The following is a 13,525-nucleotide window of genomic DNA, read 5'->3' on the forward strand; positions in this document are numbered from 1 at the left end:
TGACTCTTAATCAGTGGGTCCCCGGTTCGAGTCCGTGAAGGCGCACCAAACGGTGTACCGAAAGGCACACCGCATCTGGCCCGTTGGTCAAGTGGTTAAGACAGCGGCCTCTCACGCCGTTAACATCGGTTCGAATCCGGTACGGGTCACCATTTCCTTCTTGACACAGAGCGCGAAACACAATATAATACAGTTGTTTTCCGGTTTTTCCGGATGACATATAGTTGGTGCTGATTAGAATGAGGGTCCACCCGTTCCCATTCCGAACACGGTAGTTAAGCTCATTTCTGCCCACAATACTTGGCTGGTGACGGCCTGGGAAGATAGGTAGCGCCAACATCTGAGACTCACACACTTGTGTGAGTCTCTTTTTTGTTACTTTTTTGAAAAGAAATTTCCTTTCTGTGTGTGGTAGAATGGCAAAAACGGAGGAGATGGAGAAATGGTGAATCCAAGAGATAAAGCTCTGAGACCACCGCTCCGCCGGAGCTGGTTGCGTTTGCGGCTTGGGAAGGCGTGTTATGCGGGAAGACGCTATCTGCTGTGGTGTTCGCCCCAATTTCAATGGGCGCGGGAACAGAGGCGAGAGTTCCTTCCATGTATTCAATTTACCCATGCAACCCCACTGCTGCGGCAGTTGCGAGGAGAAGAGATGATACTGCAGGAAAATAAGATTGTCAATTTAAAGCTGGCCGTGGCGCGGCTGGACGGAGTTGTTCTGCATCCCGGTGAGACATTCAGCTATTGGAAGCTCATTGGCAAGCCCACTCGCCGAAAGGGCTATCAGGAGGGGATGGTGCTGTTTTTGGGACAGATTGGAAGAGATGTGGGTGGAGGGCTATGCCAACTTTCCAATTTGATTTTTTGGATGACACTGCATACACCTTTGACAGTGGTGGAGCGATACCGCCATTCTCATGATGTATTTCCGGATGCCAACCGGACACAGCCCTTTGGCAGCGGTGCTACTTGCGCGTATCCACATCGGGATTTGATGATCCGCAATGATACAGACCAGGATTTTCAGCTGTGTCTGCGGGTAGGGGCGACCCATCTGGAGGGAGAGTGGCGTGCCATGCGTCCGCCGGAGGTACAGTATAAAATCATAGAACGGAATCCCAGACTGGATCAGGCGGCCTGGGGAGGCTATATTCGGCACAATGAGCTCTTTCGCCAGAGCTTTGATGAAAGCGGGCTGCTGGAAGAGACATTTTTGTTTGCCAATGATGCCATCATGATGTATAGCCCGCTGCTTTCAGAACAGAGCGAAGAGGAGGCTTGTATTTTTTGAGACCTGGTGGTAAACTATATTCCATACGAGATACAACAGCGATGCGCTGGAAATGAGGGATTAGAAATGGATGCAAAGACAACGGGAATTGTTGCGTATTTAACCTGGATTGGCTTGGTGATTGCACTGGTTCTGGGGGATCGGGAGGGGGCAAAGTTTCACCTGAATCAAGCACTGGTTATCTGGCTGGCAGGACTTCTTGCGGTGATTCCGTGCATCGGCTGGATTTGGGGAATTTTTTGTTTCATCTGTGCGGTCATGGGATGCATTTCTGCTATCAATGGCGAGGAGAAAGAGGTTCCGCTGCTTGGAAGCATTAAACTTTTAAAATAATAATGAGGAGGCCGCGCAGCTGCGCGGCCTTTGCTTTTGAAGGGGGCTTATGGAAAAGATGACAGACCGGGAAGCATATCCAGCGGCTTGGGTGACACTGGCAATGCTATTAGGTATTTTCCTGTCCTGGAGGTATGTGCTGGGTGCACCTGCCATCAGTGGGTGCTGGATTTGGGAGCATCTTCACGTCTATTGCCCGGGCTGCGGAGGAACCAGAGCACTGATAGCTTTGGCTCACGGCCAACTACCGCTCGCCTTTTATTATCATCCGGCAGTTCCGGTGACAGCAGCTTTAGCGGCTGTATATCTGATGTCTCAAACGGTTTGGCGATTGCGTGGACAGCGTGGATGGGTCCTTCATTATAGCCCCAAGTGGCCGATTATGCTGGTGGGGCTGTTCCTTATGAATTGTGCGATACGAAATGTGCTATGGCTGGGATTTGCAATACCGATTTCATAGCAGTACAGAAAACGCAGAATGCCAGAGACAAACGAGGCACAGCCATCAGGCTGTACCTCGTTTAAAATTAGTTGTGATAAATGGGAAACTGCTGACAGAGGGTATTTACCGCACACCGGACGGTGTCGGCAGTACCTTCGAAATCTCGGGCAACCTCTCCCATCCATGTGGCAATCTTCCGCATCTCTGCCTCCTGAAAGCCGCGGGAAGTGACGGCAGGAGTGCCGACACGGATTCCACTGGTGACAAAGGGCTTTTCAGGGTCGTTGGGGATCGAATTTTTATTAACAGTAATGAAGACCTCGTCGAGGCGATGCTCAAATTCCTTGCCGGTGATACTGAAATTCCGAACATCTACCAGGCACAGATGGTTATCAGTACCGCCGGATACCAGACGGAATCCTTGCTCAACCAGCCCGTCAGCAAGGGCCTGGGCATTTTTGACAATCTGATGGGCATAGGTTTTAAATTCCGGTTTCAGTGCTTCCCCCAAACAGACAGCTTTGGCGGCAATAATGTGCATGAGTGGGCCGCCTTGCGTACCGGGAAAAACAGCGGAGTTGATTTTTTTATAAAGTGCTTCGTCATTGCAGAGAATCATACCTCCACGGGGGCCACGCAGAGTTTTATGAGTCGTGGTAGTTACCACATCTGCATAAGGAAAGGGGGAGGCATGGACGCCACCTGCAACCAGACCCGCGATATGGGCGATATCTACCATCAAATAGGCACCCACGGCGTCAGCCACTTCCCGGAACTTCACAAAATCAATGGTGCGCGGGTAGGCAGAGGCGCCGGCGAGAATTAACTTTGGCTTGCATGCCTTGGCAAGATCCATCAGCTTGTCGTAGTCAATGGTCTCGGTTTCGTCATCCACGCCATAGGGAACAATATGAAAATACTTTCCGGAGATATTGACAGGACTGCCGTGAGACAGGTGGCCGCCGTGGGCCAGACTCATACTCAAAACGGTGTCACCGGGCTGGAGAAGGGCAAAGAAAGCCGCCAGATTGGCATTGGCACCGGAGTGAGGCTGGACATTGGCATATTGACAGCCAAAGAGCTGGCAGGCGCGTTGACGGGCAATTTCCTCCACCACGTCGACTGCATAACAGCCGCCATAATAGCGCTTTCCGGGATAGCCCTCGGCATATTTGTTGGTTAGGCAGGTACCCATGGTCAGCATGACGGCCTCGCTGACGATATTTTCTGAGGCAATCAGCTCAATATTGCGGCATTCACGGGCATATTCCTCACGAATGGCCGCCCCCACCTCAGGGTCAAATTGGGAAATAAAATCCATAGTATCCTGAATCACAGCTGGGGCCCTCCTTTGTCATCAAGAAAAAATAATTGTTCAGTAAGTATGCCCGGTAAAAGGTCATAAAAAGCAAGGGCTCCGAAGATTAAGGTAATAACCTCCGAACCCTTTGTTTTCCAACTGAAAACACCTAATTTCTACCTTTAGCGTAGCAAATTTCCCCATTGCTGTCAAGACGAGGAAAGGTAATACCATTACAAAAAAGTAAAAGAAATTTCGACAGAATTTGACGCTTTTTCCAATCACTGGCCCCATGTTGCTCAGCCAAGCCTGGCCGGAGTGCCATCCTCATAAAGGCCAACCTCTGTCAGAACCCAGGGAACGGGGTAGTCGTGGGGTTCTACGGGAATTTCTTCTCGAATCAACTGTTCCCGACAAATCAAAACAGCACTGCTCCGATAGCCGGCAAGAAAACGATCGTAATACCCGAATCCGCGCCCCAGCCGCTGTCCTAAATGGTTGCAGGTCATGCAGGGGAGGATGGAAAAGTCCACTTCATCGACAGAGAGAAGCGGAGCTTCTGCCGGTGGCTCAAGAATGCCATAAGCACCTGGTACCAGATCGTCCAGACTGCAGATTTGCCGCAGCACCATGGTGCTGCGGTCAAGACAGGCGGGAAGGCAAAGGACTTTTTTTTGAGCCAGGGCATCCGCCAGGATGGGACGGGTGTCGATTTCACGGCTGGTGCCCACAAAGCAAAATACGGTTTCAGCCTGCTGGTATTCGGGCATGGCCAACAGATGGGCGACAATTTCCCGATCAGATTTTTGACGATACCGGGATGAAAGCTGTGTATTCAATGCGCGGATGGTTTTCCGCAGAGACTGTTTTTCCTCCTGCCTGGTCATGCCAAGGGATCCTCCTCATTTTCTAATTGTGTAGTGCCGAAGCAAATAGCACCAGTGCCATATTTCCCGCGGATGCGCTCCATGGCGGATTCCAGCTTTTCCTGCTTCTCGCGGTTGGGAGCCAATGCGGCGGTGAAGAGATTCATCTGCTCATATGCGTCCTCCGCTGGAAGCAGATGAATGGCAGTCACGGTCAGCATCCGAACGGGGAATGGCGGCTTCCATAGGGCAAAAACCAATTCGGTGGCAGCTGCTGCCAAGTCCCGGATTAGACAAGTGGGAGAAGAGAGCTGCTTTTGGCGGGAACGATCGTGAAATTCCGGATCCCGAACAGTTACATGGATTCCACAGGCATATAACCCGGCATGCCGCAGACGGCTGGCCACAGAATCTGCCAGAACCGCAATACTGTTGTGGACTTGTTCCGCAGTGGTAAGGTTTTCCGGGAATGTAGTCCCGTTGCCGATAGATTTTACAGGTTCCCGGTTTTCACGGGAGCGCACCGGTTCCCGATCTAGGCCATTGGCATATTCATGCAGTTGAAGTCCCATTTTTCCCATCAGGGAGGACAGCATGTCCTGCCGGCAGGCAGCCAGGGCGCCAATTGTGTCAATTCCGTATTGGTGCAGCAGTTTTTGAGCGGCTCCACCGACAAACAGCAAATCTCCTACCGGAAGGGGCCAGACAAGCTGCTTCCAGTTTTCCCGGGAAATGACCGTGGTTGCATCTGGCTTTTTATAGTCGCTTCCCAGCTTTGCAAAGACCTTGTTGAAAGAGACGCCCACAGAGAGGGTAAGCCCCATTTCACGTTTCACGCGCTCCCGCAGCTTGTCCGCCAGCGCTTTGGGATCACCGCCGAAAAGATGAATACTGCCGGTGACATCCAGCCAGCTTTCATCAATCCCAAAGGGCTCCACCAGATCCGTATACTGCTCATAAATTGCGTTCACCATGCGGGAATACTGTCGATACAAATCATGGTGGGGGGGAAGAAGCACCAGATCCGGACACTTTTTCTTCGCCTGCCAGATGGTCTCCGCTGTTTGAACGCCGAGCTTTTTGGCAGGTTCATTCTTTGCCAGAATAATACCGTGGCGGGAGGCGGGATCTCCACAGACAGCCACGGGAATTTTTCGCAAGTCCTCATGGGAGAGCATCTCTACAGAGGCGTAAAAACAATTTAAATCGCAATGTAAAATGATACGATCCATAGAGCATACCTCCTTTTCCAACCTATCATAGCGCATTTGGCTGTATTTGAAAAGAGTGGAACGGCGGCGTGGGCAAGCACGCCGCCGTTCCGAAGTAAAATGGATGAATTTTTCGCTTACAGAATCCCCATCAGCACCAGCGCCAATACCACAAAGGTGGCCAGCAGCGCCAGGGAAAACAGGATGAAACCGCTGTTGACTTTACGGCTTTGCTGCAGATCCGCCTGAGACTGGGGAACCAGCTTGGCTTTCCGCAATGCGATGACCACAGGCTTATAGAGCAGCAGAATCACGGCCATGTTCAACCCGCCCTTGACCAGGTTAAAGGGCAGGAATACAGTGGGCAGCATAGCGGCCACCATCTCCCGGGTAGCGCCGGGCATATACAGCGGTGTAATGAGATAGTTCCACAGCAGCATCACGGCAGTCAGCACTGCCACTCCTAAAGTCAAACCGATGATAGCGCCCTTTTTGGTATGGACCTTCTTATAGACGAAGGAGGCGGTGCAGCAGAACGCGCAGGTAGCCAGCACATTCATGATCCAGCCGATGATGCCGGTGTCGCTGACGGTGAACATCTCCACAGTGGCCACCACAATGGAGATCACAGCGGCAGACACGGGACCAAAGACGAAGCCGCCGATGCAGATGACCGTATCCTTCAGGTCCAGCTGAAGAAAGCCGGATACCTGAGGAAGCGCCTTGGAGAGGACCATCACCACATAGGCAATGGCGGTCAGCATCGCCAGGGAGGTAACGGTTTTGACATCCGTTTTGGAACGAACGCTGGCTTTGATGGCATTGGTATTGGGATCAGACATAAAAACAACACTCCTTTGTTTTGTTTGAAAACCCCTGGATCCGTTGTCTTCCCAGGTGAACAAACAACAAAGAAGTGCATCAAAAAAACGCACGTTTTGCCGTACCCATCTTCTTCCATCCAGACTGTAACTGTTGGTCCCGGAGTTTCACCGGGTCAGCGGACACGCTTGCGCGGCCGGTCGCGGACTTTACCGCCAGTGGGGAATCACACCCCGCCCTGAAGACAAACTATGCAGTTGTTCTCTGAAGATAGTATACGATAGCCCTTCCCAAAATGCAACCCCCAAATTTTGTTTCCGTTCTCTTTACAAAAGAGAACGGGTGTTCTATACTGAAAAAAGAACAGGAAAGAGGGGGACACCATGCGCGGAAGACAATCAGCTTGCTGCTTCACCGGGCATCGGCCTGGAAAATTGCCCTGGAAATACCAGGAGGACGATCCGCGCTGCCTTGCACTGAAGCAGAAAATGGCAGATGCAGTGGAAACGGCCTATGAAGAAGGCTACCGTCATTTTATCTGCGGAATGGCAATGGGATGCGACTTATACTTCTGCGCCTGTGTGCTTGAACTGCGGCGGCGGTTTCCGGATGTGACGGTGGAGGCGGCCATTCCTTGCCCAACCCAAGCGGATGCCTGGCCGGAGACACAAAGGCAGCGATATCTGCAAATGGTGGCTGACTGCGATTTTGAAACGCTGGTGTCAGAGCAGTACAGCCCATCCTGTATGCAGCGGCGGGATCGATATATGGTGGATCATGCCTCGCTGCTGATTGCCGCATTTGACGGATCTGCCGGCGGCACCCGCTATACGGTAGAGTATGCGATGCGCCGCGGGCTGGAGATTGTCGATCTGCCGATTCCGACGGAGCTGTGACGGCAAGGAATATGGTGCCCGGGACGGTGCTGTCAACAGGCGTATGGGCAGTATGCATGGTTTTAACCTAAGCGGAGTTTCACTGCAGGAAAGAAAGTGCACTGCCGCAATTCGCTGGCGTGCAAGGAGTGCAACTTCTGATTGCGAAGATGCTCAGGATAGTTTCTGGACGATGGATGCTGAATTTGATAGGATGGAACTATCAAATCAGGAGGAGATGACATTTGGAGAGAAGCTGCAGGGGTTGCGGCAAAAAGCGGGCCTGTCGCAGGATACGCTGGCGGAACAGCTGGAGGTGTCCCGGCAGGCGGTCTCCCGCTGGGAGCGGGATGAGACCATGCCGGAACCGGAAAAAATTGTTGCGCTGGCGGATCTGTTCGCTGTTACCACCGATTATCTGCTTCGCCGGACCGAACAGTGGGAAACGCCCCAACAGCCAAGCCGGGAGCGCAGGAGCGGACGTGATATCATGGACCGTCTTGGGTACCTGGCCAAAACGCGAGGCTATCTTCTGGGCTGGATACTGGTGGTCTGGGGTATTTTGGATTTGGTAGTATTGCTGCTGATGTGCCTTGGCATGACCGGGGTTGTGTCCGCTTTTTGGTGAAGGAGAGGCGTATGGTGAGTATGGATGCATTTGGACCGCTGATTGGAACCAGAGTGGGAGCACTGCTGCTGATTCCGGTTTTATATGCCATTTTGAAAATTGCGGCGGGGGCTCTGATTTTGCACTATGGCAAACAGTACGCGGACAGAGTAAAGGAGGATGAACAGTGAACCAGCTGTTTTGGGGATTTTTTTTCATTTTTGTGAATTTTAATTTGAATATCAATGCGCACACGCTCAACATTCTCCCGCCCTTTGTGGGGTATCTTTTCCTGTTACAGGGGATGAGGAGTTTGGAGACGGAAAGCGGGCTGTTTCAGACGCCCCGGCCCTTTGCTGTGGCGATGGCGGTCTATACCGGACTGGTGTGGCTGGGGGATCTGCTGGGGATACTCTCCAATGGAAGCTGGCTCGAAACAATACTTGGCGGGATTTCTGCTGCGGTCTCCCTCTATGTTTCCTGGTCTGTGATCCAAGGAGTCCGGGACATCGAGAAATGCCGGGGAACAGAATTGAATGGAGCAGCGATGCAGCGGGCTTGGGCGGTGCTCGCAGTGGCGGAGATTACTTGCTATGCCATGCTGTTCTTGGTCCCGGCCATGGCTGTGGTAGGGGCGGTTGCGTCTCTGGTTGGAATTATCATGATGCTGGTGGCGTTCTGGCGTGGAAAAAAACTGTATGAGCGGATCCCGCCTCTATCTGCACCGGGGCCGGAACTGTAAGGAAGTGAGTAAATATGCAGATGGTTCTGCCGTTTCGCAGAATGGCGGAAGCGGAGCCCTATATGGATGCCAAAGTGCTGGCATATCTCAATGAAGGGCAAATCGAGAGTTTTGAGAGTTTTGAGACGTTTGATATTGTGGCGTTCGACTGGTATGATGTGCACAGCGAACGGACGAAGAATGCACAGATGCTGCTGTATCTGGATCGGGAGGATCTGTTTATCTTCTGTGAGGACGATGCGGCTGAAGCCAAGGCGAGCGTGATTTTAAAAGAACTGACAGCAGAAGAACCAAGCGGAAATGAGCAGATGCTATATCGCTTTTTTGCCCGCCTGCTGAAGGGAGATATGGTTCACCTGGACTGGATGGAGGCGGAAATCAATGATGCAGAGGAGGGAGTACTCTCCGGTGTCCAGCCCAGCTATTTGAAAAAGATTACCGGATGGCGCGGAGAACTGCTGCGGCTGAAGCGGTATTATGAACAGCTGGACATGATTTTTGATGAAATGGCGGCTAACGACAATGGCCTTTTAAGCAGAGGAAGTGTCCAGCGGATGGTCATCCTAGGAAGGAGAACTGACCGATATCTGGATGCTGTCCAGAATCTGCGGGAGGCCGTATCTCAACTGCGGGAGGCCTATCAGTCCCAGCTGTCTATTCAGCAAAACGATTTGATGAAGCTCTTTACTGTGGTGACGGTTGTGTTTTTACCACTGACACTGTTGGCAGGCTGGTATGGAATGAACTTTGTGAATATGCCGGAGCTTACCTGGAAATACGGTTACCCGGCAGTGATTGGATTTAGCGCAGCAGTCGTAATTTGGCTGCTATGGTATTTCAAACGGAAAAAATGGCTGTAAAAAAAGCCGGACCGTATAACGGTCCGGCTTTTTAAGTGCGTTCATGGAGGCCGCGGCTGCTGCAGGAACCGCTGCAGCCAGCACAGTTACTGCTGCAGCCACAGCGGTGGTGGACACAGCTGCGCAGGGCAGCCATCAGCCAAAGGGTGAGGCCAATTAAAATCAAAAGCTCCAGCATCAGATGCCTCCTCAACCAAGTAATAGAACAAAGTGATACAGTAAGAAGGCAACCGCCCAGGCCACCATACACTGGCTGACAGCCACCCCGGCGGCCTTCCACCCCGAGTGCAACTCCCGCTTGACCGCCGAGATAGCGGCCACACAAGGGGTATACAGCAGAGTGAAGACCAAGAAACTAACGGCAGTAGCAGGGGTGAACAGACCGCTCAGGGCAGCACCGACATTGGCCGTGGAACCGGTAAGGATGCCCAGTGTGGAAATGACGGATTCCTTTGCGATGAAACCGGTAATCAGGGCAGTGGAAACACGCCAGTCGCCAAAGCCCAACGGCGCAAACAGCGGTGCGATCCAAGCACCCACTGTAGCCAGAAGGCTTTCAGCACTGTTATTTACCAAATTCAGCCTGGTGTCAAAGGTCTGCAGGAACCAAACAATAATGGTAGCCACAAAGATAATCGTAAAAGCCCGCGTCAGAAAATCCTTGGCCTTGTCCCAGCACAGCTGCCATACACTTTTGGCGGAGGGAAACCGGTAATTGGGCAGTTCCATGACAAAGGGAATCGGATTTCCACGGAAGAGCGTGGCGCCCAGAACCTTGGCGGCGATGATGCCAACCAAAATGCCGGTCAAATACAGGCCAATCATCACAAGCGCTTTGTAACGTGGGAAAAAGGCGGCAGTGAAGACCGCATAAATGGGGATCTTTGCAGAGCAGCTCATAAACGGGGTCAGAAGAATGGTCATTCGCCGATCTCGCTCCGAGGCCAGCGTCCGGGTGGACATAATCGCAGGTACAGAACAGCCGAAGCCCACCAGCATGGGAACAATGCTCCTGCCAGACAGCCCAATTTTCCGAAGCAGCTGATCCATGACAAAGGCCACACGCGCCATATAACCGGTGTCCTCCAAAATGGATAAAAAGAAGAAAAGGACCACAATAATGGGCAAAAAGCTCAATACACTGCCTACTCCCGCAAATACCCCGTCAATGACCAGACTGTGAACCACGGGATTCAGGCCATAGGCGGACAGCCCTGCATCCACAGCGGCGGTAAGAGTGTCAATTCCCATCGCCAAAAGGTCTGAGAGGAAAGCACCGAAGATATTAAAGGTCAGATAGAAAATGGCCAGCATCATGCCAAAAAACAGCGGGAGAGCCAGGTACTTGTTGGTAACGATGCGATCGATGGCTTCACTGCGGGCACGCTCCCTGGATTCACGGCATTTGACCACCGTATCCTGGCAGACCGATTCAATAAAGCAGTACCGCATATCTGCCAAAGCGGCATTCCGGTCCATACCGCACTCGGCTTCCATCTCCTGAACACTGTGCTCGATTAACTCCTTTTCATTTTGATCCAGTTCCAGTCTCTGATCAATGTCGGTGTCGCCCTCAATCAGCTTAGTGGCGGCAAAACGGACGGGAAGGCCGGCCATTTCCGCATGATCCTCAATCTGATGGACGACTGCATGAATGCAGCGGTGGACCGGGCCGGGCGAACAGAAATCATACACCGTTGGATAGACACGGTTTTTGGCTGTGGCCACAGCGATGCGGATTAATTCCTCCACGCCCTCATTTTTGACTGCAGAGATGGGGACAACCGGAATTCCAAGAGCTTTGCTCATGCCTTGCACATCGATGGTGCCGCCGTTGGCGGAAACCTCATCCATCATATTCAGGGCAAGAACCATGGGAATCCGCATTTCCATCAGCTGCAGCGTCAGGTAGAGATTGCGTTCAATATTGGTGGCGTCCACAATGTTGATCAGGCCGTCAGGGCGCTGGTTCAGAATAAAGTCCCGGGTGACAATTTCCTCCGGCGTATAGGGACGAATCGAATAAATGCCGGGCAGGTCCACCACAGTGCAGTCCTTCTGCCCGCGGATGGCCCCGGACTTTTGATCAACCGTGACGCCAGGGAAGTTTCCCACGTGCTGGTTAGAGCCGGTAAGCTGATTGAATAAGGTCGTTTTGCCGCAGTTTTGATTTCCAGCCAGTGCAAAGATCACGGTTCCTGTACCTCCACCTCAATATTCCGGGCGTCTTCCTTCCGCAACGAAAGAGAGTAGCCTCTTACCCGCAGTTCAATGGGGTCTCCCAGCGGCGCAATTTTTTCCACCTGAACAGTCGTTTTGGGGATAAGTCCCATGTCCAGTAAACGACAGCGCAGGGCACCTTTTCCACCGACGTTGGTAATCATTCCCTTTTGCCCCAATGGCAGCATATCCAGTGTCATCCGACAGCCCTCCTAAAAGTTAGCATCTTCTAACTATCGAAAGTTTACCACGGCTAACACTGCGCGTCAAATTAAAAAATAGACAAATTTTTGCGGGAAAATTGTAAGATATGGGTAGAAAAAAGCGGGACAGTCCATGGACTGCCCCGCCGGCGGAATTAATCTGCAAACATGGGAGAAGAAAGATACCGATCCCCGCTGTCCGGCAAAAGCACAACCAACGTTTTTCCAGCGTTTTCCGGGCGCTTGGCCACCTGGACGGCGGCCCAGAGTGCAGCGCCGGAGGAAATGCCTGCCAACACGCCTTCGTTTCGCGCCAACTCACGGCCAGTGGCAAACGCATCGTTATTTTGTACCGTCAGGATCTCGTCATAGATCGTTGTATCCAATACATCCGGCACAAAGCCTGCTCCAATTCCCTGAATTTTGTGGGAACCCGACTTTCCCTGGGATAGTACCGGAGAATCCGCAGGCTCAACGGCTACCACGTGCAGAGCGGGATTCTGTTCCTTCAGATATCCGCCGACGCCAGTAATGGTGCCGCCGGTGCCAATACCGGCCACAAAAATATCCATGTGGCCATCTGTATCCGCCCAGATTTCGGGTCCGGTTGTGGCCCGGTGTGCCGCAGGATTCACAGGATTGACAAACTGCCCGGGCATAAAGCTGCCGGGAGTATTGGCGGCCAACTCGCTGGCTTTGGCAATCGCGCCCTTCATGCCGAGCGCGCCGTCCGTCAACACCAGTTCCGCGCCATAGGCCCGCAGAAGGTTGCGCCGCTCCACACTCATGGTGTCGGGCATGGTAAGAACCGTTCGGTATCCTTTGGCTGCAGCAATGGCCGCCAGACCAATGCCGGTATTTCCAGAGGTGGGCTCGATAATGACGGCACCAGGCTGCAGCTTCCCGCTTTGCTCGGCCTCCTCAATGATTGCCAATGCAATCCGGTCTTTCACGCTTCCGGCAGGATTAAAGGCTTCCACTTTTGCCAACAGCTTTGCATGCAGGCCATAGTGACTTTCTAATTTTTTCAGTTCCAGAAGGGGGGTATGGCCGACGAGCTCTGTAATGTTTGTATAGAGATTCATGATACGCGTGCTCCTTTTTTCATTTAAAATATAGATGGAAAGAATTCGGCGTATCTGCAACAGCAATCCCGCACCGAGCGACGGCTGCGGCAGTAGTGGTGCAGATGGAAAACAGGCATTTGAATCTGCTCCTTAAAATATTGTATTCCTATAGATTAACTATGAATTAAGATAACACATCAAACAGAGAAATGCAAGATAAATTTTCAAAATTTACAAGCGGGTAAGAGGGGACACAGAGACTTGTCCCACGGGGTACGATATGCTATACTGCCGATGAGGTGATTTTTGATGTTGACATTCAACCATTTCAATTTTAATGTAACGGATTTGGAGAGGTCTCTGCGGTTCTACAAGGAAGCTCTCGGGCTGGAGCCTGTTGGAGAGAGAAAGGAAGCCGGAGATGGCAGTTTCATCATCGTATATCTGGGAGATGGAAAGACGGATTTCCGTCTGGAGCTGACATGGCTTCGGGAGCATCCACAAGCATACGACTTGGGCGAATGCGAGTTCCACTTGGCACTGCGGGCCGACGACTATGAGGCAATTCACAAAAAACATGCGGATATGGGCTGTATCTGCTATGAAAATCCGGCCATGGGGATTTACTTTATCACAGATCCAGATGGATACTGGATTGAAGTGATTCCAACCAGATAAAGAGCGGC

The 13,525-nt window shown here is 52.1% G+C and carries 16 protein-coding genes, 1 tRNA gene, 1 rRNA gene and 1 riboswitch; of the genes, 10 read left to right on the forward strand and 8 right to left on the reverse strand.

What is annotated here, in order from left to right; genetic code table 11:
* Positions 1–77: 77 nt before the first annotated feature.
* From BMZ81_RS08375 to BMZ81_RS08390, 4 genes are all read left to right on the forward strand, one after another.
* A tRNA-Glu gene (locus BMZ81_RS08375) sits at positions 78–152 on the forward strand.
* A 71-nt stretch (positions 153–223) separates the two neighbouring features.
* Positions 224–339, forward strand: a 5S ribosomal RNA gene (rrf, locus tag BMZ81_RS08380).
* A 313-nt stretch (positions 340–652) separates the two neighbouring features.
* Positions 653–1,291 carry a VanW family protein gene (locus BMZ81_RS08385; protein WP_242942597.1) on the forward strand — a complete coding sequence of 213 codons (639 nt, stop codon included), beginning with the start codon at positions 653–655 and terminating at the stop codon, positions 1,289–1,291.
* A gap of 66 nt (positions 1,292–1,357) precedes the next feature.
* Positions 1,358–1,624 (forward strand): magnetosome magnetite crystal formation protein family, encoded by a 267-nt coding sequence (locus tag BMZ81_RS08390; protein ID WP_091130873.1) that lies wholly within the window; start codon positions 1,358–1,360, stop codon positions 1,622–1,624.
* A 527-nt stretch (positions 1,625–2,151) separates the two neighbouring features.
* Here the strand turns inward: BMZ81_RS08390 and glyA are convergent.
* From glyA to BMZ81_RS08415, 4 genes are all read right to left on the reverse strand, one after another.
* Positions 2,152–3,402 (reverse strand): serine hydroxymethyltransferase, encoded by a 1,251-nt coding sequence (gene glyA, locus BMZ81_RS08400; RefSeq protein ID WP_278308883.1) that lies wholly within the window; start codon positions 3,400–3,402, stop codon positions 2,152–2,154.
* 263 nt (positions 3,403–3,665) lie between these two features.
* The gene (locus BMZ81_RS08405) at positions 3,666–4,253 is read right to left on the reverse strand and encodes a 5-formyltetrahydrofolate cyclo-ligase (protein WP_091130876.1); all 588 of its coding nucleotides are present in this window, start codon (positions 4,251–4,253) and stop codon (positions 3,666–3,668) included.
* Entirely contained in the window at positions 4,250–5,464 is a 1,215-nt protein-coding gene (dinB, locus tag BMZ81_RS08410; protein ID WP_091130879.1) for a DNA polymerase IV, read from the reverse strand. Before dinB ends, BMZ81_RS08405 begins: the two co-directional genes overlap by 4 nt.
* 116 nt (positions 5,465–5,580) lie before the next feature.
* Positions 5,581–6,285: an ECF transporter S component gene (locus tag BMZ81_RS08415; protein ID WP_091130881.1), complete on the reverse strand. Its 705-nt coding sequence runs from the start codon at positions 6,283–6,285 to the stop codon at positions 5,581–5,583.
* A gap of 103 nt (positions 6,286–6,388) precedes the next feature.
* Positions 6,389–6,515: riboswitch (FMN riboswitch) on the reverse strand.
* A gap of 133 nt (positions 6,516–6,648) precedes the next feature.
* Between BMZ81_RS08415 and BMZ81_RS08420 the strand changes: the two genes are divergently transcribed.
* The 5 genes from BMZ81_RS08420 to BMZ81_RS08435 all read left to right on the forward strand — a co-directional run bounded on the left by BMZ81_RS08420 (position 6,649) and on the right by BMZ81_RS08435 (position 9,349).
* On the forward strand, positions 6,649–7,161 hold the full coding sequence (locus tag BMZ81_RS08420; RefSeq protein ID WP_091130883.1) for an SLOG family protein: 513 nt from the start codon (positions 6,649–6,651) through the stop codon (positions 7,159–7,161).
* A gap of 217 nt (positions 7,162–7,378) precedes the next feature.
* Positions 7,379–7,768: a helix-turn-helix domain-containing protein gene (locus tag BMZ81_RS08425; protein ID WP_207645619.1), complete on the forward strand. Its 390-nt coding sequence runs from the start codon at positions 7,379–7,381 to the stop codon at positions 7,766–7,768.
* Between the two features lie 20 nt (positions 7,769–7,788).
* Complete coding sequence (locus BMZ81_RS14045; protein ID WP_177187257.1) at positions 7,789–7,938, forward strand: hypothetical protein; 150 nt, start codon at positions 7,789–7,791, stop codon at positions 7,936–7,938.
* Positions 7,935–8,489 (forward strand): hypothetical protein, encoded by a 555-nt coding sequence (locus BMZ81_RS08430; protein ID WP_091130887.1) that lies wholly within the window; start codon positions 7,935–7,937, stop codon positions 8,487–8,489. The genes BMZ81_RS14045 and BMZ81_RS08430 overlap by 4 nt, the downstream gene beginning before the upstream one ends.
* A gap of 14 nt (positions 8,490–8,503) precedes the next feature.
* Positions 8,504–9,349 (forward strand): magnesium transporter CorA family protein, encoded by an 846-nt coding sequence (locus BMZ81_RS08435; protein WP_091130890.1) that lies wholly within the window; start codon positions 8,504–8,506, stop codon positions 9,347–9,349.
* Positions 9,350–9,380: 31 nt separating this feature from the next.
* Here the strand turns inward: BMZ81_RS08435 and BMZ81_RS14050 are convergent, their stop codons facing one another.
* The 4 genes from BMZ81_RS14050 to cysK form a co-directional block, all read right to left on the reverse strand.
* Positions 9,381–9,527 (reverse strand): hypothetical protein, encoded by a 147-nt coding sequence (locus BMZ81_RS14050; RefSeq protein WP_177187258.1) that lies wholly within the window; start codon positions 9,525–9,527, stop codon positions 9,381–9,383.
* Between the two features lie 11 nt (positions 9,528–9,538).
* Complete coding sequence (gene feoB / locus BMZ81_RS08440; protein ID WP_091130893.1) at positions 9,539–11,542, reverse strand: ferrous iron transport protein B; 2,004 nt, start codon at positions 11,540–11,542, stop codon at positions 9,539–9,541.
* The gene (locus tag BMZ81_RS08445) at positions 11,539–11,769 is read right to left on the reverse strand and encodes a FeoA family protein (RefSeq protein ID WP_091130894.1); all 231 of its coding nucleotides are present in this window, start codon (positions 11,767–11,769) and stop codon (positions 11,539–11,541) included. Before BMZ81_RS08445 ends, feoB begins: the two co-directional genes overlap by 4 nt.
* Positions 11,770–11,927: 158 nt before the next feature.
* Positions 11,928–12,860 carry a cysteine synthase A gene (gene cysK / locus BMZ81_RS08450; protein WP_278308884.1) on the reverse strand — a complete coding sequence of 311 codons (933 nt, stop codon included), beginning with the start codon at positions 12,858–12,860 and terminating at the stop codon, positions 11,928–11,930.
* A gap of 288 nt (positions 12,861–13,148) precedes the next feature.
* On the opposite strand from cysK, the gene BMZ81_RS08455 reads away from it, so the two are divergent.
* Entirely contained in the window at positions 13,149–13,517 is a 369-nt protein-coding gene (locus BMZ81_RS08455; protein ID WP_091130899.1) for a VOC family protein, read from the forward strand.
* The last annotated feature ends 8 nt before the right edge of the window (positions 13,518–13,525 follow it).

Source organism: Oscillibacter sp. PC13 (assembly GCF_900115635.1).
Classification (GTDB): Bacteria; Bacillota; Clostridia; order Oscillospirales; family Oscillospiraceae; genus Oscillibacter.